A 23,039-nucleotide genomic window follows, 5' to 3' on the forward strand; every position below is an offset into this window, starting at 1 on the left:
GGGGTGTTCTTTTGTCAGCCTTAGTGGCGCACCCGCCCCTGCTGGCGGAAGCAGTAGAGCTTTAGGCTGATGTCGGCGATATCGGCGGGAAGCTCCTCTCCCTGCTCGGCCAAGGGCCGGTAGAGGGATGAGAGCAGACGTTCGGCCTGCTGCACCGTAATGATGTTGGCCTGAATGGCCGGGGTGATCCAGCTGGGTAACATTGACATATCTCCCCCTCGTTGATCCGGTGATCTCGGGTGAACATCTTCATATCAGGTCTTACGCAGTTGTCTGCCGACCCGTTCACCCTCTGCTTCACCCAATCAAAGCAAAATGCTTGCCGTGATCTCATATCGGCCAACATCCGATGGGGCTGGAGCCATTTATCAGCCACTTGCGTGGCCTATCCAACGGTAGAGGGCACTGGCACACGCTTACCCTTGACCTCCATTCGTCAACCCTTTGCCGCTTTTGCGTTCTGCTCACCGCCCGCCTTGCAAATTGCGACTCGAATTGCTCCTTATCACACTGACAGAGTCCACCATACGCCGGAAACTGGTCACTTTTAGTCCGTTGTCGCCAAAGTCAGACAGTTTTTCATAGTGGCTATTTTTTGACCTTGCCAGCGCCTGTCGCAGACCCATCCCCCTCGCCTTGTCCGGCCAACCGGTTATGACAAGATGGCGCCAGATTGGAACAGCCCGTATGGGTATGCAGGAGAACCATAAGATGAACAGATCCATGATGGCAGGTATCGGTATTGGCATCGCCTCGGCCCTGGCACTCTCGGCGGCGGCTAGCGGCTCCCTCTTTACACCACAACCCACCTTTGCCGAGGTGATTGCCAGCAAGCCGATCACCGAGACCATCAAGACTCCCCGCCAGGAGTGTCGCAACGTCACCGTGACCCACCGCAAGCCGGTACAGGATGAGCACAAGATCCTCGGCACCGTGGTGGGCGCGGCGCTGGGGGGCGTGGTCGGCCACCAGTTTGGTGGCGGCAGTGGCAAGAAGGTGGCCACCGCTGCCGGGGCTGTCGCGGGGGGTTATGCCGGTAATCAGGTGCAGGGCAATATGCAGGCTGGCGATACCTACACCACCACCGAGCAGCGCTGCAAAACCGTGCAGGATACTAGCGTCAACACCATTGGTTATGACGTGACCTATCGCCTCGCAGGTCAGGAGGGGGTGATCCGCATGAAGCAAGCCCCCGGTGCAACCATTCCGGTCAAAGATGGCAAATTGGTGATCGACCAGCCAAAAGTGTGATTTCTCCTGACCCCACTCAGCAGCAGGCCCGCCTCTTTCGAGGCGGGCCTGTGTTTTTGGGCGGCTTGTTTCCTTTCTCACACAACGGCACGCACCACTCACGGCACCCGAACTATCACCCTTTGCAGCACTTCTTCACCGCCCGTACCACGTTCTGATAACCGGTACAGCGGCAGAGGTTGCCCGACAGCCCGCGGCGGATCTCCGCATCGGTCAGCGGACGACGTGCGGTCTTGTCGAGCAGAGCGGCGCTCGCCATCACGAGGCCCGGGGTGCAAAAACCGCACTGCACCGCCCCCTCGTCGATAAAGGCCTGCTGCACATCGGAGAGCTCATTCCCCTTACGCTCCCCCTCCACGGTACGAATGGATTTGCCATCGGCCCACACCGCCAGATAGAGGCAGCTGTCGATAGCAGTGCCATCCACCCGCACGGTACAGGCGCCGCACTCACCGACACTGCACCCCTCTTTCACACTGATAAGCCCCTGCCCGCGCAGGAAGCGGAGCAACGACATGGTGGGCGGCACTGCATAGGAGTAAGGCTTGCCGTTGATCTCGCACTGGATCTCTACGGCGGGACAGCTTTGCGGTTGCATCATAGGATCTTGCCTCCGGCACGTTCGACTGCGCAGGCGACCACCCGCTGCGCCAGGGTTTTGATGAGGTGTAGGCGAAACTCCTTTTCTGCCCGCCAGGAGGATCGTGGCGCCACATCGGCCACCACCGCCTCGGCAATCGCGGCCAGTGTGGCGCGAGTCAGGGGTTGCCCCTCGGCCGCCGCTTCCGCGTGGGGGGTACGCACCGGCGTTGGGGCCGCCACCCCATAGGCCAGCCGCAAATTCTTGAAGTGACCATCCTCAATCTGGCAGTAGGCGGCGCAGCCGATGGTGGCGATATCCATGGCACCCCGCATGGCGTATTTGAAATAGTGGGAGCCCACATGGGGGTGAGAATCCGGTGCAAAGTGAAAAGCCACCAGGATCTCCGCCGGTTGCAGCGCCACCTTGCCGGGGCCGGTGTGAAAACCGGCGATGGGAATGCGGCGTGTGCCACTGGGTCCGGCGATTTCCAGCACAGCCTCCAGCGCGACAGTCGGTGCTGCCGAGTCAGCACTGGTGGCGCCGTTGCAGATGTTGCCGCCATAGGTGGCGACGTTGCGGATCTGCGGCCCGGCGATGGTGGCGGCCGCCTCGGCCAGCATCGGCAGGCGGCGCTGCACCAGTTCGTTCTCGATGAGCTCGGTAAAGGTGGTGCCGGAGCCGATGCGGATAGAACCGTCAGCCAGCTCGCTCACCCCTTTGAGTTCGGGCAAGTCGTGAATATCGACGATATGACGATAGGCGGCGTTGAGGTGATGCAGCTGGATCATCACATCGGTGCCACCAGCCAGCAGGCGCGCCTCGGGGTCGGCCTGACGCAGGGCGACCGCCTCGGCCACACTGCGGGCCTTGTAGTAACGGGCAATATCAAACATGGTGTTGCTCCTCCCCTGATCCCTCGCCAATCAAACCCGCCGCGACAAACTCCCGAAACAGGGTCTTGGGGGTGATGGGCAGCTCGTTGATGGCCACCCCGGTCGCCATGCGAATGGCGTTACGGATGGCCGGGCCCGGCGAAATGATCGGCGGTTCCCCCAGGGATTTGTGGCCATAGACCGACTGGGGCTCGTAGGTCTGCACGAAGTCGCATTCAAGTTCGGGCAAATCCAGCATGGTGGGGAACTTGTAGTCGAGCAGGTTGGGGTTGCGCACCACACCGGTCTTGGCGTCGATGATCATCTCCTCGAACAGGGACCAGCCGATCCCCATCCCCATGCCGCCATGCACCTGCCCCTCTGCCAGCTGCGGGTTGAGGATCTTGCCCGCATCGTGCAGGTTGATGATGCGATTGATGGTCACCTTGCAGAGATCGATATCGACGCTGAGATCGACAAAGGTACAACCGAAACTTGGCGGGTTGGTGGTGGTCTTGTGGGAGACCTCGGAGGTTATCTGGCCACCGATAGTGAGATGGTAGTAGGCGTTGACCGACACCTCGGCCACGCTGATCAGCACCTTGTCCGGCGCACCGGCCAGCACCACGTAGCCGTCGATCAGGGTCAGCGACCCTACATCCTGATGGCAGAGTTGGGCCGCCAGCGACAAAATGCGCGCCCGCAACTGCAGCGCCGCCTGATGGATGGCGGGGGCCGCCACATAGCTCTGGCGCGAGGCGAACGAGCCCGGATCGTAGGCGGTAATGTCGGTATCCTGAGTCGAAATGACCCGGATCTGATCAAACGGGATCCCCAGGGTCTGGGCCGCCATCTGGGCAAAGACAGTGTCCGAGCCCTGCCCTATCTCGGTGGCGCCGATCTGCAGATTGACGGTGCCATCCTGATTGAGCAGCATGCGGGCGCCGGCAATTTCGACCCCCACCGGATAGGTGTTGGAGCCGTAGCTAAAGCACGCCACCCCGATGCCACGGCGCACCCGGCTGGCAGGATCCTGCCCCAGACACTCGGCCTTGAGCCGATCCCACTCGAACATCTCGCGACCACGCAGCAGACAGTCCGGCAACCCGGCGCTGTAGATGGTCTTCTGGTTGACCTGATTGACATCCCCCTCGCGCGCCACGTTGGCGATGCGGACTTCGAGCGGATCCAGACCCAACTCGGCGCAGGCATCATCCAGCATGCATTCAAGGGCAAACACCACCTGCGGCGCACCGTAACCGCGCATGGCACCGGCGGTGGGCAGGTTGCTGTAGAAGGTTTTGGCGTCGTAGCCAAAGGCGCTGCGCGGATAGAGGTAGCTGATCTTGTTGGCGCCGGCGCTGGCGATGGAGTGGCCGTGGGAGGCATAGCCGCCGGTGTTGGAGAGCACGTCGAGTTGATAGCCCTTGAGGGTGCCATCCCGGTTGATACCGAGGGTGCCGTCGATGGCAAAGCCGTGGCGGGTGCGGGAAGCAAAGAAGCACTCCTCCCGGCTCAAGGTCACCTTGACCGGCACGCCGCCGAGCTTGTAGCTCAGAAACGCCGCCATCGGCTCTTCCAGCACATCCTGCTTGTTGCCAAAACCGCCGCCCATATAGGGCTTGATCACCCGCACGCTCGACCAGGGCAGACCGAGGGATTTGGCCACCCGGCTGCGCACTATCTGGGGGATCTGGGTGCTGCTGACGACGATGATGTGGTCCGGTTGATCCATGTAGGCGTAGCAGGTCACCGTCTCCAGATGGCAGTGCTGCACCACCGGCGTCCGGTAGTGCCCCTGAAACTGCAGATCGGCCGCAGCGATGGCCTGCTCCGGGTCATTGGCACGAAGCTGGCTTTGGCGCAGCAGATTGCCGCTCGGGTGGATGGGATAGGCATCGTCGGCCAGCGCACTTTCGGCATCCGTCATCACCGGTAGCGGCTCGTAAGTCACCTTGACCAGGGCGGCGGCCTTCTCGGCGACCAGCGGATCGCGGGCCACCACGATGGCGACGCCATCGCCAAAGTGGCGCACATGGTCGGTGAGCAGACGGCGGTCTTTCACATCCCGCTTGGCCTCATCGAGAGACCAGGCGTGACCGGCGGTGCGAAAACAGGTGGTGGGGACATCTTCATGGGTAAACACGGCTTCAACCCCGTGCAGGGCCAGCGCCTCGGTCGCATCGATGGCAAGCACCTTGCCGTGGGCAATATTGCTGCGCACGTACTTGGCGTGGCGCATCCCGAGCATGATGTTGTCATCGGTATAGCGGGCGCTGCCGGTCACCTTGGCCTCGGCATCCACCCGCTTGAGCGGTAATCCTATGGACATATGCAAGTCCTTTTTCGAATGGAAAAATCTGGAACCGGCATAAAAAACAGCAAGATATGCGCCTGTTTCCCGCCATCGTCAGGACAATGGGGAGAAGTGTGAAGGGGATCCCATCTAGCCCGCTTTTGTTGGCCCGAAGCGACAAGCCAAACGTGGCCCCTGAGCAAACGGGGCACATCAGCGGTGAAAAAAGCGGCAGAGCGAGGAGAGCAAGGGTGGGAGCCTATCAATCTGGTAGGGGGATTTATCAAAATGGTATCGCGATGCCCCCCCAACTTCGGAGACGGCCTAGGCGTGATGCCTGCGTGGGCGGGCTAAAAAAACAGGCATAAAAATGGGGCCGCCAGTGCGACCCCAAACGGGCGGGTTATCCCTAAATAGCCCACCCCCCAGCATAAAAGAGCACCAGTGCCAGGGCGATGACCACGGTGCCGACGTTGAGTTTGTGCCACTCCTTCGAGCAGATGCGGCCGATCACCAGCGAGCTGAAGCCGAGCATGATGCCGGTGACAATGTTGCAGGTGAGCACGATAAAGACGGCGCACACCAACCCGGACATGGCCCCGACAAAGTCATCGAAATCGAGTTTGGTGACGTTGCTCAGCATCAAGAGCCCCACATACATCAGGGCCGGTGCGGTGGCATAGGCGGGCACCAGATAGGAGAGCGGCGAGAGGAACAGCATCAGCAGGAACAGGCCGCCCACCACAGTCGCGGTGAGGCCGGTTTTGCCCCCCGCAGCCGTGCCCGCGGCCGATTCGATATAGACGGCAGCGGGGGCCGCCCCCACCAGACTGGAGAAGATGCTGCTGACCGAGTCGGCACTGAGCGCCTTGCCGCTGTTGATGATGTGACCATCCTTATCGAGCAGGTTGGCCTGCCCCGCCACGGCGCGGATGGTGCCGGTGGCATCGAATACCGCCGTCATCACCAGCGCCAGCACGCTGGGCAACACCAGCGGCGAGAGCGCGCCCATGATGTCCAAGCTGAAGATGAGAGACTTGCCCTGATCGTCCGAGAGGCTCGGCAGAGCGAACAGTCCCTGATACTTCACCGCCGGATCGAAAATCAGGCCGAAGATGGAGATGGCGATGATCACCAGCAAGATCCCCCCCGGTACTCTCAGCTTCTCCAGCCCGAAGATCACCGCAAGGCCGATCAGGGACATAATGACCGGCATGGAGGTAAAAGCCCCCAGCGCCACCGGCAGCCCCTCCAGCGGGTTCTTGATCACCAGCCCCACCCCGTTGGCGGCGATAAGCAGCAAGAAGAGACCAATCCCAATGCCGGTACCGTGGGCAATTCCCATCGGCAGGTTGTCGAGGATCCAGCTACGCACCCCGGTCACCGAGATAGCGGTAAAGAGTACCCCCATCAGGAAGACGGCCCCCAGCGCCACCGGAATGGGGATCTGCTGCCCCAGCACCAGACTGAATGCAGTAAACGCCGTGAGGGAAATAGCGCAACCGATGGCCATCGGCAACTTGGCCCAGAGCCCCATCAAGAGCGAACCGAACCCCGCCACCAGACAGGTGGCGACAAACACGGCGCCGGGGGGAAAGCCCGCCTTGCCGAGCATGCTCGGCACCACGATCACCGAGTAGACCATGGCAAGGAAGGTGGTGAGGCCCGCCAGCACCTCCTGTCTGACATTGCTGCCCCGCTCACTGATCATAAAGTAGCGATCAAGAGCCGTGAGCGGCTGTTGCTTTGCTGCGCTCTGGCTGGCGTCATCATTGGCCAGCTGTTCCACGCTGTTTGTCCTGCTGTTTGCTTGGGTCATACCCAACTCCTTCACACGCGCCTGAATGTTCCATGACGAAATGGCGACAGGATCTGCGGGTCTGCCGAGCGCCAGTCTGATGAGAAACAGGCGATGGTGGCAGAGGATGCGACAGACAGACCAGGGCAGGCAGCCTTGACTCAAACGTTTGCCTTGCTGGTCAAAAAAACCGGGCCATTTCACGTTCTATGCGGGGAGATCCCCTGTGGTGCGGCAAGACGGGCGCCCCTGTGGGACACGCCAGCCACCGTATTCGTTGGGGCTGCGCCGCGGCAGCCCACTACAAGCCCTACCCCCGTTCATGCACCAGTTGGCCATCCACATAGGTGCGGTAGATGGATCTGTCATCCCCTAGGGTCAGCAACACAAAGAGCTTGTCCCGCAGGGTGGTGGAGTTGTCATAACGCAGCTGCTGCAGCGGGGTGGCGACCGGGTCGAGCACCACGAAGTCCGCCTCCTTGCCCACCGCAAAGCTGCCGATCTTCTCGTCCAGCCCCAGCGAATGGGCGCCGCCCAGGGTCGCCAGATAGAAGGCCTGATAGGCCGAGAGCCGCTCGCCCTGCAGTTGCATCACCTTGTAGGCCTCGTTGAGGGTCTGCAGCATGTTGAAGGTGGTGCCGGCGCCGATGTCGGTGCCCATCCCCACCTTCACCTGCTTGCGCCACGCCTTGTGCAGCTTGAACAGGCCGCTGCCGAGATAAAGATTCGATGTGGGGCAGAAGGCGATGGTGGAGCCGGTCTTCTTCAGGCAATCCCACTCCTGCTCTTCCAGATGGACGCAGTGGGCAAACACGCAGTTGTGGCCGGTGAGGCCGTGCTGGTGATAGACATCGAGATAGTCCTTGTGCGCCGGGAAGAGGGATTTGACCCAGGCGATCTCGTCCTTGTTCTCGCACAGATGGGTGTGCAGATAGGTGGTGGGAAACTCTTCGCGCAGTCGCCGCGCCATCGCCAGCTGCTCGGGTGTCGAAGTGGGTGCAAATCGTGGTGTGATGGCATAGAGCAGTCGACCATTGCCGTGCCAGCGCTCGATAAGCTGCTTGCTCTGCACATAACTGCTCTCGGCGGTATCGAGCAGATAATCGGGGGCATTGCGATCCATCATCACTTTGCCGGCGATCATCCGCATATTGATGCGGCTGGCCGCCTCGAACAGCGCATCCACCGACTCGGGGTGCACTGTGCCGAACACCAGCGCCGTGGTGGTGCCGTTTCGCAGCAACTGCTTGATAAAGAAGGTGGACATCTCGCGGGCATATTCGAGATCGTTGTAGCGCCGCTCGGCCGGGAAGGTGTGGCGGTTGAGCCACTCCAGCAGCTGCTCGCCATAGGCCCCCACCATCTCGCTCTGGGGGTAGTGAATGTGGGTATCGACAAAGCCCGGCACTATCATCTTGCCGCGGTAATCCCGCACCCGCACTTCGGCCGGAATACGATCTTTCCCCTCCTCCCACTCACCGAACCAGTCGATGCAACCGTTGCGAATGATCAGCAGACCATCCTCGATAAGGCGGGCGTTGGACTCAATCTCCTCGGGCTGATCCACCACCCGGGTGATATCGAAGAAGCTGCCGCGTACCGCTTTGACAGAGTTGTCGTTTTTCATAACCGTTTCCCTGTTTTTCTTGTTCTGTTGACGTTTTTTGCCGGTTTAACCGTCAGATCCGTTCCACTTGTGGCGCCACCGCCTGCCCGGACACTGGCTCTGGTGACCCCTCACCCTTGCTGGCCGATGACAGGCCCGCACTGCGGGCGGTAAAGATCACATCCGGCTTGTCGCTCAGCTGGATCACCTCCACCGCTTCGGCATCCCTGACGGCTGCCTTGCGCTTGCGGCTTTGCGGCAGCACCAGATTCATGATGATGGCGGTGATGCCGCCGGCGCAGATGGGGTTCTCCACCAGCATGTAGATACCCGCCGGCAGCACCTTGAAGACGTTCGGGTCGTAGGAAACCCCGAGCCCAAGGCCCAGCGAGGTGGCGACAATCAGAGTCTCCCGCCGATCGAAACCGTGGCTGATGATGATGCGACCACCGGCGATGGCGATCATCGAGAACATGATGACCATGGCGCCCCCCATCACAGGTGACGGGATAGTAGTGAAGAAGCGTCCTACTACGGGGAAAAGCCCCAGCAGCACCAGGATGACGGCGATAAACTTGCCCACATGGCGTGAGGCCACTCCGGTCATCTGGATGACGCCGTTGTTCTGGGCAAAGGTGGTGAGCGGCAAAGAGCCGAGTGCCGAGGCGATCACCGAGACCAACCCGTCCGCCAGCACGCCGCCGGAGAGCCGTTTTTGAAACTCGGGGCCCTGAATATCCCGGTGGGAGACCATGGCGGTGGCGGTGATGTCCCCCACCGCCTCCAGCACGCTCAACAGATAGATGGTGCCCGCCAGCATAAAGGCGTGAAAATCGAAGGAGAAACCGTACTTGAACGGGATCGGTACCGTAATAAGCGGCAGGTTCTCAAGGGCGGAGAAATCCACCATGCCGAGCATCAGGGCCACCGCATAACCCACCATCAGGCCGATGGCAATGCCGCTCATCCGCAGCAGCGGGCTTCGGCTGCAGTTGAAGGCGACGATGACGCAGAGCACCAAGAGCCCCAGCCCGATGTTCTCGTATTTGCCGAAGGTGCCGCTGCTCATGGCGGAGAAGCCGCCGCCAAAGTCGATGATCCCCACCTTGATAAGGCTCAGACCAATCATCAGCACCACTACCCCGCTCACGGTCGGGGTGATCACCCGCTTGAGGTAGGGCAGCACGAAGGAGGAGCCCATCACCAGAAAGGCACCGACGAAGGAGACCCCGAGCAGGGTCGAGACGATCAGCTCCTCGTGGATGCCATCTTTTTTCATGGCGCCGCCGAGGGCGATCATCACGGTCACGAAGGAGAAGTTGACCGACTGGATGGAGAGCAGCCCCGAACCGATGGGGCCATAGCGGTTTACCTGCAGCCAGGTGCCGATACCGGAGGCGATCATCGCCATGGAGACCAGATAGGCGGTGATCTCGGTGGAGAGGCCCAGGGCGCCGCCGACGATCAGCGCCGGGGTCACCATAGGGACAAAAATGGCCAGAAGATGGGTCACTGCGCCCATCAGGGTTTGATAAAACGAGGGTTTGTCTTCCAGCTCGTAAATGAGATCCGAGTGCTTGCGTGTTGTTTTAGACATCATGTTTGTCCCATCACACAGAATGTAGGCGGAGTACTCATTCCGCCGTCAGGCGCTGGGGGCGAGCTGGCGCCCGCCCCTCACCTTTTCTTTTGTTATGCCGACACGTTTTGCTCCAGCTTGCCCAGCTCGCGCAGGATCTGCTCCGGCGTGAAGTGCCACTTGCGCAGCCAGACACCGCAGGCGTCGTGGATGGCGGTGGCTATGGCGGGCGCCGCGCCGTTGACCCCGATCTCCGAGATGGACTTGGCGCCGTAAGGGCCGACCTTGTCGTCACTCGGTACCAGGAAGGCCCGAAAATCGCGTGGAATGTCGCCAATCTTGGGCGCGCCATAGCTCTTCAGATCCCGGGTGAGCGGTATGCCCTTGCTGTCGTAGCAGATCTCTTCGGTCATGGTGTGGCCGATGGCCCGCATGGTCGCCCCGTAGATCTGGCCGAGGGCCAGCTCCGGGTTGATGGGGGTGCCGCAGTCGAGCAGGGCGTAGAACTTGTCGAGCCGGATTTCGCCGGTTCTGACGTTGACCGCCACCTCGGCGAAGTTAGCCCCATAGGGGAAGGCAAGCTCCGACGTGATGTAGCTGGCAGTGCCCACCAGGATACCGAAGCCGGTACCTGTCTCGGCCTTGTGGGCCAGCTTGGCGAGGCTCACCTCCCCCTGCTTGCCGCGCACGATACCCGGGTGAACCAGCTCTACGTCTTCGACCGGCTCGCCCAGCATGGCGGCGCCGTGGAACAGGATCTTCGCCTTGAGGTTCTCGGCCGCCATCTTGGCCGCATTGCCGGAGAAGCAGGTACCGGACGAGGCGTAGGCCCCCTTGTCGAACAGGGCGTGGTCGGTGTCGCCAGAGATCACATGCACATCGCTGAGCGGGCAACCGAGCACTTCGGCGGTCAGCTTGGCCACCACGGTATCGAGGCCGGTGCCGATATCGGCGCCACCGGAGTGGACGATAAAGGTGCCGTCCGATTCCAGCTTGACCATGCAGTTGGCCTGATCGATATCGGGGATCCCCGATTTTTGCATGATGATGGCGACGCCACGGCCGATGCGCCAATCCCCGTCAGCGGGTTTGGGGCTATCCCAAGCAATCAGTTCGCGACCCTGTTTGAGGATGGGCTCGAGGGCACAGCTGGCCGCGTGGGGCACAGAAGTCGGCATCTTGCCCTCGCCGATGGCACCCAGCACCTTGAGGATGTCCCCTTCATGCACCCGGTTGTGCTCCACCATGTCGAGCTGATCGATGCCCAGTTTCTCGGCAAGTTCCGCAATCGCCATGGTCAGCGCGAAGTTGCCCTTGGGCGCGCCGTAGCCCTGATAGGCGCCGGTCGGGCAGATGTTGCTGTAGTAGGTGTTGACGGTAAAGCGCACGTTGTCGCACGGATAGAGCGGCAAAGAGAGCGCCGGGCCGTTGCTCGGCACCGTCAGAGAGTGGTTGCCGTAAGGACCGGTGTTGGCACGAAAATCCATTTCGATGGCAGTGATAGTGCCATCTTTCTTGGCCCCCACTTTCACCTTCACCTTGGCCACATGGCGGGAGGTGTTGCTGATGAACTCCTCTTCACGGGTGTAGCGGAAGGTGACGGGACGGCCGGTGACCCTGGTCGCCCAGGCGCACACCTCTTCCAGCAGGATATCCTGCTTGGAGCCAAAGCCGCCCCCTACCCGCTCCTTGATCACATGCACCTGATGCTGCTTCATGCCGACGATGCGCGCCACCTGACGGCGCACGTGCCACGGCACCTGGGTAGATGCGTGAATAACCAGACGGTCGCCATCCATGTAGGTGAAGCAGATGTGCGGCTCGGTCGGGCACTGCTGGGCCTGGGTCGATTCGTAGGTGCGCTCGACAATCTCGTCCGCCTCGGCAAAGCCTTTGGCCACGTCACCGATCTGACCATGGACGCTGGCGGCCAGGTTCTCGTGCGGACGGGAACCGATGGGGAAGTTGATGATCATGTGCTCGTCGCCACGGCGCACCGAGCAAGCGTTCTGCTGCTCGAGATCCGCCGGAGCGCCGGCCATGTAGACGATGGGCTCGTCGTGCACCAGCGGCGCATTGGGGGCCATCGCCTCGTCAATGCTCATGACCGCCGGCAACACCTGATACTCGACCTCGATGAGCTTGAGCGCAGCCAATGCGATGGCTTCGCTCTCGGCCACCACGGCGGCTACCCGATCACCGACATGACGCAGCTTGCGGCCAAACATGCGGCGATCGAGCGGTGACGGCTCGGGGGCACTCTGGCCACCCGGGGTGTAGTAGATATCCGGGCAGTTGAGGTGGGTGATGACATGCACAACGCCCGGCATGGCTTCGGCGCGGCTCACGTCGAGTTTGGTGATCACCGCATGGGGATGGGGGCTGCGCAGCATCTTGATGACCAGCGCATCCTCGGTGACCCGATCCTCCACGTAGCAGGGCTTGGCCTGTACCATCTTGGCGGCGTCAACCTTGGGGCAGATCTTGCCGATGTGGCGCAGATCGTCGCGAAACTCGGGGGCAATCTGGCACAGATAATCGGGATCCTTCATCCGTGAACTGGCAAGCTCGATGGCCTGATAGAACTGCTGGTAACCGCCATCGCGGTGAAACAGGCCCGAGAGGGCATCGTCGATTTGATCACGGCTGGGCTCGGGATGGCGATCAAGCAGGTCGGTGACAATCAGCGCCGCGGCCGGATCGTTGTAACCGGACTGCACCACACCCACGTCCACCATCGCCTGCTGCACCAGACTGAGCTGGTTCCAGCTGCCCAGCGACTCGGCGGTGCGCACCTGCGCCCCCTCCAGCTGGGCGGCGATCAGCAGGGAGGCGTTGATCACCTTGCCGTTGAAAAGAATGGCGTCGGAGCCGGCAAAACCGAAGCCGTCGTCACTGTTGCGCACCGAGTGCATCCGGCACTGATTGAACAGCACCCGCTGGGCATTGTCACCGGCCTTGCAGATGACGGTACGCAGGGCACCGTTCAGGGTAAAGTTGAGTTCCATCATGCTTGCACCTCCTGCTGCTGGCAGTCCACCAGCAGATCCGCCACTACCACGCCAGTGATATACCGCTTGTAACTCACGCTGCCCGCCAGATCCTCGCGGGGCGAGATCAGCTCGCTCACGGCGGCCTCCAGCGCGGCATCGTGCAAATCGCGGCGCTCCAGATCCCGCAGGCGCATCGGCTGCGGAGTGACGCCAGCGACGGCCACCCGCATCTCGCCAATGCTGTCGAGGGCCACCGCGGCGGTCATCACCGCCAGGCCATCGGCGTTGCGGCTGATGCGGCGGGTGGCGCAGCGCAGTTCAGGCTCCGGCAGCACAATCCCCAGCACCAGGGCATTGCGCTGACCCGCCAGATAGGCGTCGATGGGTTGCAGCAGGTTGTTCTCCAGCACGACCACAGCTTCGAGCACCAGCAGCACCGGCAGCAAGGGGGAGTCCTGCTGCTGGCAAGCAAGTTCGCCGCCGATGGTGGCCTGATTGCGCAGATGGCGGGAGTAGACAAACCCCAGCGCCTCGCACAGGGCGGCTGGGGTACGGGGATCCTCTTTCAGGGTCTGCAGGGTGACGGTAGCGCCGATATGGAGCTGGCCATGCTGCTGCTCAATCTGGTCAAGCCCCAGCTTCTCCAGCGAGATGGCGACCTTCTTGTCGGTGCGGGTCGGGGCGGCGTTAAGCTTGCTGCCGCCCCCCATGTAGACGGCGTCGTTGCCGAAGCTGGCCTTGAGTTCCAAAGCCTGACCCAGTTGTTCGGGTCGGAAGAATTGCTCAATCATGTGTCGTCCTTACTCTTGCTGCCCGCCGCCGGGGAGATCCACAGGGCGGGCAATCCGGTCCAAAACTGTGGAAGGTGGCCTTAGGCCAGCTGATCCATCCGTTGCCACAGGCGGCTCGCCACCTTGCTGGCCTGCTCATAAATGGGCGCGACATCGAACGGGAACTCGCGATCCTGATAGACCATGCGCCCCTCCACCATCACGCTGTTGACGCTGTTCGATCCCATACCAAAGGCGAGATGGCCACCGAGGTTGCGCGGCGCCAGCGGGGTCGGCGCGTCGTAGTCGCAGATGGTGAGGTCGGCCTTGTAGCCGGGCTCCAGGCGGCCAAATTTGGCGCCGAAGTTGCGCTCCAGCAGGGTGTTGCCGTTCCACAGGAAGCGGGCAAAGCTGTCTGGCCACAGCGCGCCGCCGGCATCCTTGTGCTTGAAGTAGGCGAACTTGAGCTCTTCGAGCATGTCGGAGCCGATGCCATCGGTACCGAGCGCCAGATTGCGATACTCCGGCAGGTGCATGTTGTAGCCCACGTGGTTATTCATGTTGGAGCGGGCGTTGTGCACCAGGAAGGCATCGCGGCTGTTGAGCAGCTCGATATCGGACGGGCTCAGGTAGATGCCGTGGGCGACAAGCGACTTGCTGTCGATCAGGCCAAACTCGTCCAGCCGGGCGATGGGCTCCTTGCCATAGTGGTGGTGGCCGTGGGCCATGTCGTAGCGGTCTTCCGCCACATGGATATGCAGGCCGCGACCGGTGACCTGCACCGCTTCGCGCAGCATGGCCAGCCCCTCGTCGGGGACGGTGAAGGGGGCGTGGGCACCGATATGAGCCTCCACCAGATAGGGTTCGTTCCCCTTGGCCTTGGCGGCATCAATGGCCTGCGCGAACAGGATGTTCTCCTCCACCCCGGCCTGCAGTTCGGCGAGGCCGCCGTTGCGATCCGTGGTCTCGAAGCAGGTCATGCCGCGCAGCCCCGCCTCCATAAACCCTTTGCGCAGCACATTCAGGGAGCCCTTGATGAAGTTGGGCGAAGCGTGGTGGTCGATCACCGCGCTGCAGCCGCTCTTGATCGCTTCCAGCGAGCAGATGAGACCGCTGTAGTAGAGGGACTCTTCATCAAGCGCCCGATCGAGCCGCCACCAGAGGTTTTTTAGGGTGGAGATAAAGTCCGGGCAGGGGGCGATATTGGCCATGATCCCCCGCGACAGGCCGGAGTAGAAGTGGTTGTGGGCACAGACGATGCCCGGCATCACCAGCTTGCCCCCCATCTCCCGATAGTTGGCCTCCGGGTAGAGGGCCCGCAGATTGGGCCCCACCGCTTTGATAAGCGATCCTTCGATGGCGATATCCACCCCTTCCAGCACCCGGGTCGGCTCCAGCTGGACAGCGGTGACGTTCTTCAGAATAAACATGGTTTGCTCCTTCGCTTATTCGTGGTTCGCTCAGGCCTCGACGGCCCCCAGCAGGTAGTGGTGATGAGCATGGACATGGCTGATGATCCGGCACATATCGCCAAGGGCCGCAGGCGCGTCCTTGATCCGGCTCTGGGCATCTATGGTCAGGCGATAGGTCTCGCCACCCTGACGCACCCGCAGCTCACCCCCATCCGCCAGATAGAAACCGGGGTTGCGGCTGTTGTCGAAGTCCTCGGGCAGGCTGAAGATGGTGACCTTGTCCTGATAGGGCTTGCCCTGCCACGGGCAGAACTGGGCGCAGTTGCCACATTCGTTGCAGTAGGCATCCAGGTGCAGGGTCTGGAACTGATCCTTGAAGCCCGGCACCGCAATGGCGACGTTGGCCCGGTTGGGGCAGACATCCACGCACTTGCTGCAGAGGTAGTTGCACTCGAGGCAACGGTGCGCCTCTTGCGCCACGAAGGCCTCCCGCTCGTTTTTGTCGACCAGGGTGACGGCGATGCTCCCCTTGCGGCGGTAGATCTCATCCTTGCCCGACGGCTGGATGGTCACTTCACTCTGCTGGCTGGCGATATGCTCGCGAGAGAGCACCAGATCCGCGGCGCGGCGGGCACCACCAATGGCACCGACGATGGAGGACGGGCCACTCTGCACGTCACCGATGAGGAAGACGTTGCGACGGCTGGTTTCGCCGGTCTGGCTGTCCACCTCGGGCCAGCCATCGCTGCCAAGGGGAATGCCCATCGCTTTGAGCACCTCGCAGTCAGGCTGCTCGCCGATGGCGGTGATCAGGGCATCCATCTGCATCACTTCGGTCTGCTCGGTGGGCACAGGACGGCGGCGGCCCTGCTCGTCAGGATCCCCCAGCGCCATCATCCGCACGGTGAGCTTGCCATCTTTCTCAAAGCGCTCCGGATTGGTGAGGAAGCAAAAACGTACCCCATCCTCCACCGCTTCCAGAACCTCCTCGCGATAGGCGGGCATCTCTTTTTCGCTGCGACGGTAGATCACGGTCACATCGCTGACACCCGGCACCTTGAGGGCGGCACGGGCGCAGTCCATGGCGGTGTTGCCGGCACCGACCACCGCCACATGGCGGCCCAGCGGCAGCGGTTTGCCCTGATTGAAGCTGCGCAGGAAGTTGAAGGATTTGTAGACCCGATCATGACCACCTTCGAGACGCATGCCGCCATTCTTGTCGGCGCCGATGCCGACGAAGACATAGGTAAAGCCCCGGGCATGCAGCTTGTCGACGGTGAGCGCCGGATCGCAGCCAAACTCGAACTTGACCCCGTGGGCGGCGACAAAGTCGATGTCATGCTGGATCAGTTCAGCCGGGATGCGGAACTCGGGGATGATGTGCTTGACCACGCCACCGGCATCCGCTTCGCGCTCGAACACGGTGACCGGGTGACCGGCACGGGCCAGGAAGTAACCGGCGGAGAGACCGGCCGGACCAGCACCAATCACCGCAACCGGGTGCTTGTCACCACTGCCTGCCGGTTTATGCCAGCGCGCCTTGTACCCTTCCCAGCCGCGCTCCAGCGCCACTTTCTTGAGCTCACGGATATTGAGCGCGCTGTCGTAATCGAGACGGGTGCAGTTGTACTGGCACTGGTGATCGCAGATATGGCCGGTGATGGCGGGCAAGGCGTTGCGCTGATAAATCAGCTCAAGGGCCGCGACATACTCCCCCTCGCCCATCAGGCGAATGTACTCGGGGATATCCTGATGCACGGCGCAGGCGGTGACGCAGGGCGCTACGTAGCAGTCGGTCAGCGGCAGGCCGCCACCCACTTCGATGCGATCGTCGGACTTCCACTCCTTCTGGGTGTAATCCATGGTGAGGGCCTTGGCGGCAAGCGCTTCCAGCTTCGCCACATCCACCTGACTCATGCCCCAGCTATCGGAGGCGTCGATCTCTTTGAGGCACTCCAGCTGGCGCAGATAGCCACCCGGCTTGAGCAGGTCGGTGGCCATGGTGATGGGACGAATACCAGTCTCGAAGATCTCGGCGATATTGAACTTGCTGGCACCACCGGAGTAGGAGATGGGCAGCTTGCCATCGAAGTCGCGAGACAGCACGGCCGCCACGTTGATGGAGAGCGGGAACAGCGCACGGCCGGACATATACATCTCATCCCCCGGCAGTGCCCCTTTGCGGTTGATGGTGCCGAGGGTGTTGGTGAGTTTCACCCCGAAGGTGAGCCCCTTCTCGGCCCCCAGCGCCATCAAGCGGGTAAGCATCGCCTTGGCCTGATCCAGCTTGAGGTCGTGATCGAACGACTCTTCGTTCAGACCAATGTAATCAAAGCCGCAGGTATCGAGGATCTCGCGCACCCGCGGATAGCCCAGCAGGGTCGGGTTCAGCTTGACGAAGGTGTTGAGCCCCTTCTCTTCCAGCATGTAGCGGCAGATGGCCTCGATCTCGTTGGGCGGGCAGCCATGCATGGTAGAGAGGGTGACGCCGTGCACCAGATTGGCCGGGATACGATCCACCAGCTGTTGCAGGCGATCGCGGCGCGCCCCCATTCCCAGCTCGGCGATAAACTGCTCGTCGGCCACCAGCTCACGTACCACCTGCTGGTACTCGGCAAACTTCGGACTTTGGCTTGCATCCATCAGACTGTGGATGAACTGCTGCATCGGTGGCTGTTTGATGCCATCGAGGTTGTAACCCACGCTCATATTGAAGATGAAGGACTTGGCCTCTCCGTCGAGGCGCGGGTCGAACACCTCTTCCAGCAGGTAGAGGGCAAACCAGGCTTTCAGATACTCGTCGAACGCCTTGGGCAGAGTGAACTCGGTGGACCACTCGGTGTTGAAGCACTCATCCTCGGCATCGATGCAGGGCTTTTCCAGTTCGAGATGGTCCAGGATCTGCACCGTCTTGAGCTCGATAAAGCGCCCGCCGGTCAGCCAGGAGGTGACGATGTTCTGGGCCAACTGGGTATGGGGGCCGGCTGCCGGGCCAATGGGGGTCTCGCAGGTTTCACCGAACACCTTGATCTTGCGCTCGTCCTGCTTGCGATAGAATTGCGCGGCGGGAATACTAAAAATGCTCTGACTCTCTTTATATTCCGCGAAAATACGGGTCAGCAGGTTCTTGAACGGAACGGGTCGCATAATATCGCCCATGGCTATCTCCTTGCAGCTGTTCTGCCCATTGGCAGCATGAATAAATGGGGTATCCCGCACGGGTGTTCCCCCTTGGCAAGGAGAAGAGCAACAATCAGGCCACTACAGTTACAAAACTATTTTTTACGGTAAAAGCGTGAGACAGCTCCAATTAATGGAGATAATTTACGATGCCACCATTATGGGTATTGCGAGTAGTTATCAATCACTCTGGAATTTACTTAATGAGCAGTTCAAAAAGAACTCACCCTATCAGATAGGGTGCGATAAATATCACTTTGATACGCCATTTATCTCCCCGTTATCTTTTTAAACTGGGTTATTTCATGGGCTCGCTCTCATTTTCAAGAATGCCACCCAGCAGCGCCTGATAGCGCTCCGGGGTATCCACATCAAACAGGATAGCGGGGCTGTCAACTGGCACCATACGGTGTGGATGCCCTTGCAACCAGCGCCGTACCGACGACTGTACCGGGGCCGCAGCCAACTCGCGGGCAAGGGATTTTGGCAGCAACACCGGATGGCCAGCCTCCCCCTGCCAGGTGGGAAAGAGTGTCTCACAGCCCTGTGCCTGCCAGAGCTGTTGATAGACCTCGCGCGGGATACAGGGGAGATCCCCGTGGCTGATAAAGAGGTAGTCAGCGTCACTGGCCGCCAGGGCGCAGCGGATGGAGCTGCCCAGCCCCTGCCGATAGTCGGGATTGTGGACGACAACAATATCCGGCCGTGATCCGTAGCGGGCTTGAAGCTCCTCGCCACGATGGCCCACCACCAGAATAACCCGCTGACAAAAAGCCAGGGCATTTTTGAGACTTGCATCAAGCATTGTCCCCTGGCAATAAGGTAGCATCATTTTCCAGGTACCCATTCGGGAAGATAAACCCGCCGCCGTTATTATACAGTCACACTGTACTTGTTCCTGGCAACGTTGTTTTCCACTCCCTTCGATATTTATTTTGGTCGTCATTATGTCGCTACCACACGTTGTTGCTGTCGCATTTCCAGATATAGATCCGCTATTAAACCCGCTCACCAAAAATATTGATAGCCATACCACCTTAATTAGCCTCTGCGGGGCCGGTGGAAAAACCAGCACCCTGTTCTGGCTGGCGGAATATTTTTATCAACAGGGTAAAAGGGTGCTAATTACCACCACCACCCGGATGTTTCTGCCTGCCCCGTCACACTATCGGGAATTGATTATCGAGACGGATCCCGTTCGTCAACTTACCCGCTGTCAGGCGCTACCGGATGGCCCAGCGCTGGTTGCCCTGTTCAGCCATCTCGACGAGCGCACCGGAAAGGTGGCGGGCCCCACGCCCCAGCAGATTGATCTCATCAAGGGGCAGCAGCGCTTCGATCTTATCCTGGTCGAAGCGGATGGCGCCCATCACAAGTTATTGAAAGTGCCCGCTTTGCACGAACCTTGCATTCCTCAGCACAGTGATTGGGTGATCGCCCTGACGGGCGGCGCCATGGTGGGGGCCAAGGCCGACCCGCAGCAGATCCACCGCTGGACAGAGCTTCAGGCCCTATGCGGGATAGAGGCCGGTGACCCCCTCGACTGGGCCCTGTTTCACCAGCTGCTCTCCCACCCCGAGGGGCTGTTCAAGGGCACCCCGGCCAGGGCGCGCCGGATCTGGTTTATCAATGGCGATTATCAAAATGAGGCGTCGTGGCTGGCGGAATTGATAAAGCTGCATAGCCGCCACCCCGAGATCTATGCCATCTGGCAGGGGGCGGTTCGCGAGCCACAGCCCATTCGCCACGCACTCGGTTACTTCGCTCAGGATGAGGCTCAGCCGCCTCGCCCATGATGGTTTAAGGATAAGAAGAGGTACCTTATGAATCTGTTTGCACACGCAGCCCGACTGGAACAGGAGAACATTCCCTTTGCCATGGCCCAGATCATCGAGAGCCGGGGCTCCACCCCGCGCCATCAGGCCCAGATGCTGGTGATGGCCGATGGCCAGATCCTCGGTACCATCGGCGGCGGCATGATCGAGCGGCTGGTGATCGAGGAAGCGATGGCCGCCATTGCCGAACGCAAGCCCCGTATCTTCCACGGCCGGATGGCCCGCAACGGTGAGCATGCGGTCGGGTCGGATTGCGGTGGTGCCATGTCGGTCTATATCGATGTCTACGGCCTGCGCCCCCGTCTGGTACTGATCGGCGCCGGCCACGTCAACCGAGCGCTGGCCCATGCCGCGACGCCGCTCGGCTTTGATGTCCATGTGGGCGACTGCTTTGAAGGGAGCCTCAACCCTGACCTCTTCCCCGCCGGTACCCATCTGGTGCAGGCCGATACCATCAGCGCGGTGATCGATAAACTGGCCATCGAGCCCGCCAACTTCGTCATCATCGCCACCAACCATCAGGACAAGGAGGCGCTGGATCGGCTCATCAGCCGTCCCCTCGCCTATCTGGGGCTGCTCGCCAGCAAGCGCAAGGTGCAGACCTTCACCCAGGCGCTGCGCCAGCAAGGGGTGAGCCAGGAGCAACTGCAGCAGCTGCACGCCCCCATCGGTTATAACATCGGAGCCGAAACCCCCGAAGAGATCGCCATCAGCATCCTCGCCGAGCTGCTTCAAGTGAAAAACGGCAAAGCGGGTGGTCTGATGCAGGACGATGTGCGCCTCAAGCGGGATCAGCTGGTGGTGATGCGTGGCTCAGGCGATATCGCCACCGGGGTGGCGCTGCGCCTGCACAATGCCGGCTTCAAGGTGGTGATGCTGGATCTCGACAAGCCCACGGTGATCCGCCGTACCGTTGCCTTCGCCCAGGGGATGTTTGACGGCGAGACCAGCGTCGAAGGGGTCCGAGCCAAGCGGGTCGAGAGCGTCGAGCAGGCGTTCGAGCAGCTGGATCGGGGCGTCATTCCGCTACTGGTTGACCCCGACTGTGCCACCCTCGCCGAGCTCAAGCCCCGCTATCTGGTGGATGCCATCCTCGCCAAGCAGAATCTCGGCACCCACAAGGAGATGGCCCCCATTACGGTGGCCCTTGGCCCGGGGTTTGAGGCAGGGCGCGACTGCGATGCGGTGATCGAGACCAACCGCGGCCATCATCTGGGCCGGGTCATCTATCAGGGCCCCGCCCAACCCAATACCGGCATTCCCGGGGTGATCGAGGGGCACTCCGCCCGCCGGGTGGTGCGTGCCCCTGTCGCCGGGGTGATGAAGAGCATTATCAAGCTCGGTGATCTGGTGCAGGAGGGGGATGTGATCGCCCATGTGGGGGACGCCCCCATTATCGCGCCGCTCTCCGGCATGGTGCGGGGGCTGCTGAGCGATGGCATCGAGGTGACTGTCGGCTTCAAGATCGGTGACATCGATCCCAGAGGCGAGCGGGCCGACGCCACTACGGTATCCGACAAGGCACGCGCCATCGGCGGCGCCGTGCTGGAAGCCATGATGCATCTGGCCCAGCGCCGATAGCGTCCCCCTCACCAAGCAAAAAGCCCCACCATGATGGTGGGGCTTTTTTCGGCCTGTCGGTTGATGCAGCGCCTTTACATCAGGAGAACCTGCATCACGACCGGGTTCGTTGCAATCGCCAGGCTCGCACCGCCAGCACAACCAGAGTGATGGCGGTGAGCGGCAACACAAAACCGGTTAGCGCTGCACTGAACTGACCTTGCAGCGGACTGGATGTGGCGTGGAGGATCAGCCAGCAGGTGTAGCCGATGTAGTAGGCCAGAAACAGGGCCCCTTCCCAGCGGGCGATGGTGTAACCGGTAAAGAAGATGGGCAGGCAGGCAAGCGCCACCGCAATCATTACCGGAATATCGAACTGAAGGGCGGTGGCCGACACTTCAAGCCCACCGGGAGTGACGATGGAGGTGAGCCCCAGCACGCAGAGGATATTGAAGATATTACTGCCCACCACGTTCCCCACAGCGATATCCCGCTCCCCGCGCAGGGCTGCAACGATGGAGGTCACCACTTCGGGCAAGGAGGTACCGGCCGCCACTATGGTCAAGCCGATGATCAGATCGCTCACCCCGAAGTAGTGGGCAATCTCCACTGCACTGCCAACCAGCAGGCGGGAGCCGAGGATCAGCAGACCCAGACCTGCGGCAATAAAGAGCAGATTGCGCAACCAGTTGCCCGCCGTACTCGCTTCACGGGTACCAAACTCCTGCTCATACTCCGCCTGCACCGCTTTGTTTTCCCGTCGACTCTGGACAAAGAGAAACGCGGTGTAGGCGATGATGCCGGCAAACAGCAGCGCCCCTTCCAGTGGTGCAATACGGCCATCGTAGCCCAGCAACAACACCAGAAAAGAGACCACTATCATCAAGGGAACGTCGAGACGTACCAGTTGCTGGGAGACGGTCAACGGTACGATCAGTGCCGAAATACCTAAAATAAACAGCACGTTGAAAATATTGCTGCCGACCACGTTCCCCACCGCTATCCCTGCCTGCCCCTCGAGGCCAGACTGGATGCTCACAGCCAGCTCGGGAGCACTGGTCCCAAAGGCCACTATGGTCAATCCCACCACCAGTGGCGATATCCCCATCATGGTGGCGAGGCGAGATGCGCCCCGCACCAGAGATTCGGCCCCCACCACCAGACACACCAGGCCTACAGCCAACCACACCAGCGTCATCATACGGTCTCATCCTTGCCGTTAGGTTCGTTGAAATAATCACAATAAATCAGATACCTGTGCTCCAGCACAGTCAGACCACGCCATTGTAACGAGGGGCTGGTCC

General features: G+C 61.1%; 16 protein-coding genes. 3 read left to right on the top strand and 13 right to left on the bottom strand.

The features are described from left to right. Positions 1-20: 20 nt before the first annotated feature. Positions 21-209 (bottom strand): hypothetical protein, encoded by a 189-nt coding sequence (locus I6L46_RS06870; protein WP_005345660.1) that lies wholly within the window; start codon positions 207-209, stop codon positions 21-23. A gap of 502 nt (positions 210-711) precedes the next feature. Between I6L46_RS06870 and I6L46_RS06875 the strand changes: the two genes are divergently transcribed. Continuing rightward, positions 712-1,251 carry a glycine zipper 2TM domain-containing protein gene (locus I6L46_RS06875; protein ID WP_026035120.1) on the top strand — a complete coding sequence of 180 codons (540 nt, stop codon included), beginning with the start codon at positions 712-714 and terminating at the stop codon, positions 1,249-1,251. A gap of 115 nt (positions 1,252-1,366) precedes the next feature. Here I6L46_RS06875 and xdhC read toward each other — a convergent pair whose 3' ends face one another. The 11 genes from xdhC to mocA form a co-directional block, all read right to left on the bottom strand. Continuing rightward, on the bottom strand, positions 1,367-1,852 hold the full coding sequence (xdhC, locus tag I6L46_RS06880; protein WP_216977724.1) for a xanthine dehydrogenase iron sulfur-binding subunit XdhC: 486 nt from the start codon (positions 1,850-1,852) through the stop codon (positions 1,367-1,369). Next, positions 1,849-2,727 carry a xanthine dehydrogenase FAD-binding subunit XdhB gene (gene xdhB / locus I6L46_RS06885; protein WP_216977725.1) on the bottom strand — a complete coding sequence of 293 codons (879 nt, stop codon included), beginning with the start codon at positions 2,725-2,727 and terminating at the stop codon, positions 1,849-1,851. The genes xdhC and xdhB overlap by 4 nt, the downstream gene beginning before the upstream one ends. After that, a complete protein-coding gene (xdhA, locus tag I6L46_RS06890; RefSeq protein ID WP_216977726.1) occupies positions 2,720-5,038 on the bottom strand; it encodes a xanthine dehydrogenase molybdenum-binding subunit XdhA in 2,319 nt (772 codons plus the stop codon). Before xdhA ends, xdhB begins: the two co-directional genes overlap by 8 nt. Positions 5,039-5,411: 373 nt before the next feature. After that, positions 5,412-6,713 (bottom strand): NCS2 family permease, encoded by a 1,302-nt coding sequence (locus I6L46_RS06895; protein ID WP_180343373.1) that lies wholly within the window; start codon positions 6,711-6,713, stop codon positions 5,412-5,414. Positions 6,714-7,110: 397 nt separating this feature from the next. After that, on the bottom strand, positions 7,111-8,427 hold the full coding sequence (guaD, locus tag I6L46_RS06900) for a guanine deaminase (RefSeq protein WP_216977727.1): 1,317 nt from the start codon (positions 8,425-8,427) through the stop codon (positions 7,111-7,113). 52 nt (positions 8,428-8,479) lie between these two features. Next, positions 8,480-10,003, bottom strand: a complete 1,524-nt coding sequence (locus I6L46_RS06905; protein ID WP_216977728.1) for a nucleobase:cation symporter-2 family protein — start codon at positions 10,001-10,003, stop codon at positions 8,480-8,482. Between the two features lie 95 nt (positions 10,004-10,098). Next, positions 10,099-12,996 carry a molybdopterin-dependent oxidoreductase Mo/Fe-S-binding subunit gene (locus I6L46_RS06910; protein ID WP_216977729.1) on the bottom strand — a complete coding sequence of 966 codons (2,898 nt, stop codon included), beginning with the start codon at positions 12,994-12,996 and terminating at the stop codon, positions 10,099-10,101. Then, entirely contained in the window at positions 12,993-13,769 is a 777-nt protein-coding gene (gene ygfM, locus I6L46_RS06915) for a molybdopterin-dependent oxidoreductase FAD-binding subunit (RefSeq protein ID WP_042062625.1), read from the bottom strand. Before ygfM ends, I6L46_RS06910 begins: the two co-directional genes overlap by 4 nt. Positions 13,770-13,849: 80 nt before the next feature. Beyond that, a complete protein-coding gene (gene ssnA / locus I6L46_RS06920; RefSeq protein ID WP_216977730.1) occupies positions 13,850-15,178 on the bottom strand; it encodes a putative aminohydrolase SsnA in 1,329 nt (442 codons plus the stop codon). Between the two features lie 30 nt (positions 15,179-15,208). Next, complete coding sequence (gene ygfK, locus I6L46_RS06925; RefSeq protein WP_216977731.1) at positions 15,209-18,319, bottom strand: putative selenate reductase subunit YgfK; 3,111 nt, start codon at positions 18,317-18,319, stop codon at positions 15,209-15,211. Between the two features lie 319 nt (positions 18,320-18,638). Then, positions 18,639-19,286, bottom strand: a complete 648-nt coding sequence (gene mocA, locus I6L46_RS06930) for a molybdenum cofactor cytidylyltransferase (RefSeq protein ID WP_302054298.1) — start codon at positions 19,284-19,286, stop codon at positions 18,639-18,641. Between the two features lies 1 nt (position 19,287). Here mocA and yqeC point away from each other — a divergent pair, with 1 nt between their 5' ends. Both yqeC and yqeB read left to right on the top strand, forming a co-directional pair. Next, positions 19,288-20,136: a selenium cofactor biosynthesis protein YqeC gene (gene yqeC / locus I6L46_RS06935; protein WP_216977733.1), complete on the top strand. Its 849-nt coding sequence runs from the start codon at positions 19,288-19,290 to the stop codon at positions 20,134-20,136. A gap of 27 nt (positions 20,137-20,163) precedes the next feature. After that, positions 20,164-21,756 carry a selenium-dependent molybdenum cofactor biosynthesis protein YqeB gene (gene yqeB, locus I6L46_RS06940; RefSeq protein WP_216977734.1) on the top strand — a complete coding sequence of 531 codons (1,593 nt, stop codon included), beginning with the start codon at positions 20,164-20,166 and terminating at the stop codon, positions 21,754-21,756. Positions 21,757-21,850: 94 nt separating this feature from the next. Here the strand turns inward: yqeB and I6L46_RS06945 are convergent, their stop codons facing one another. Continuing rightward, positions 21,851-22,936 (bottom strand): calcium/sodium antiporter, encoded by a 1,086-nt coding sequence (locus I6L46_RS06945; RefSeq protein ID WP_042011257.1) that lies wholly within the window; start codon positions 22,934-22,936, stop codon positions 21,851-21,853. Positions 22,937-23,039 lie beyond the last annotated feature (103 nt).

The sequence above is a fragment of the Aeromonas sp. FDAARGOS 1416 genome (assembly GCF_019048085.1).
In the GTDB taxonomy this organism is placed as follows: domain Bacteria; phylum Pseudomonadota; class Gammaproteobacteria; order Enterobacterales; family Aeromonadaceae; genus Aeromonas; species Aeromonas veronii.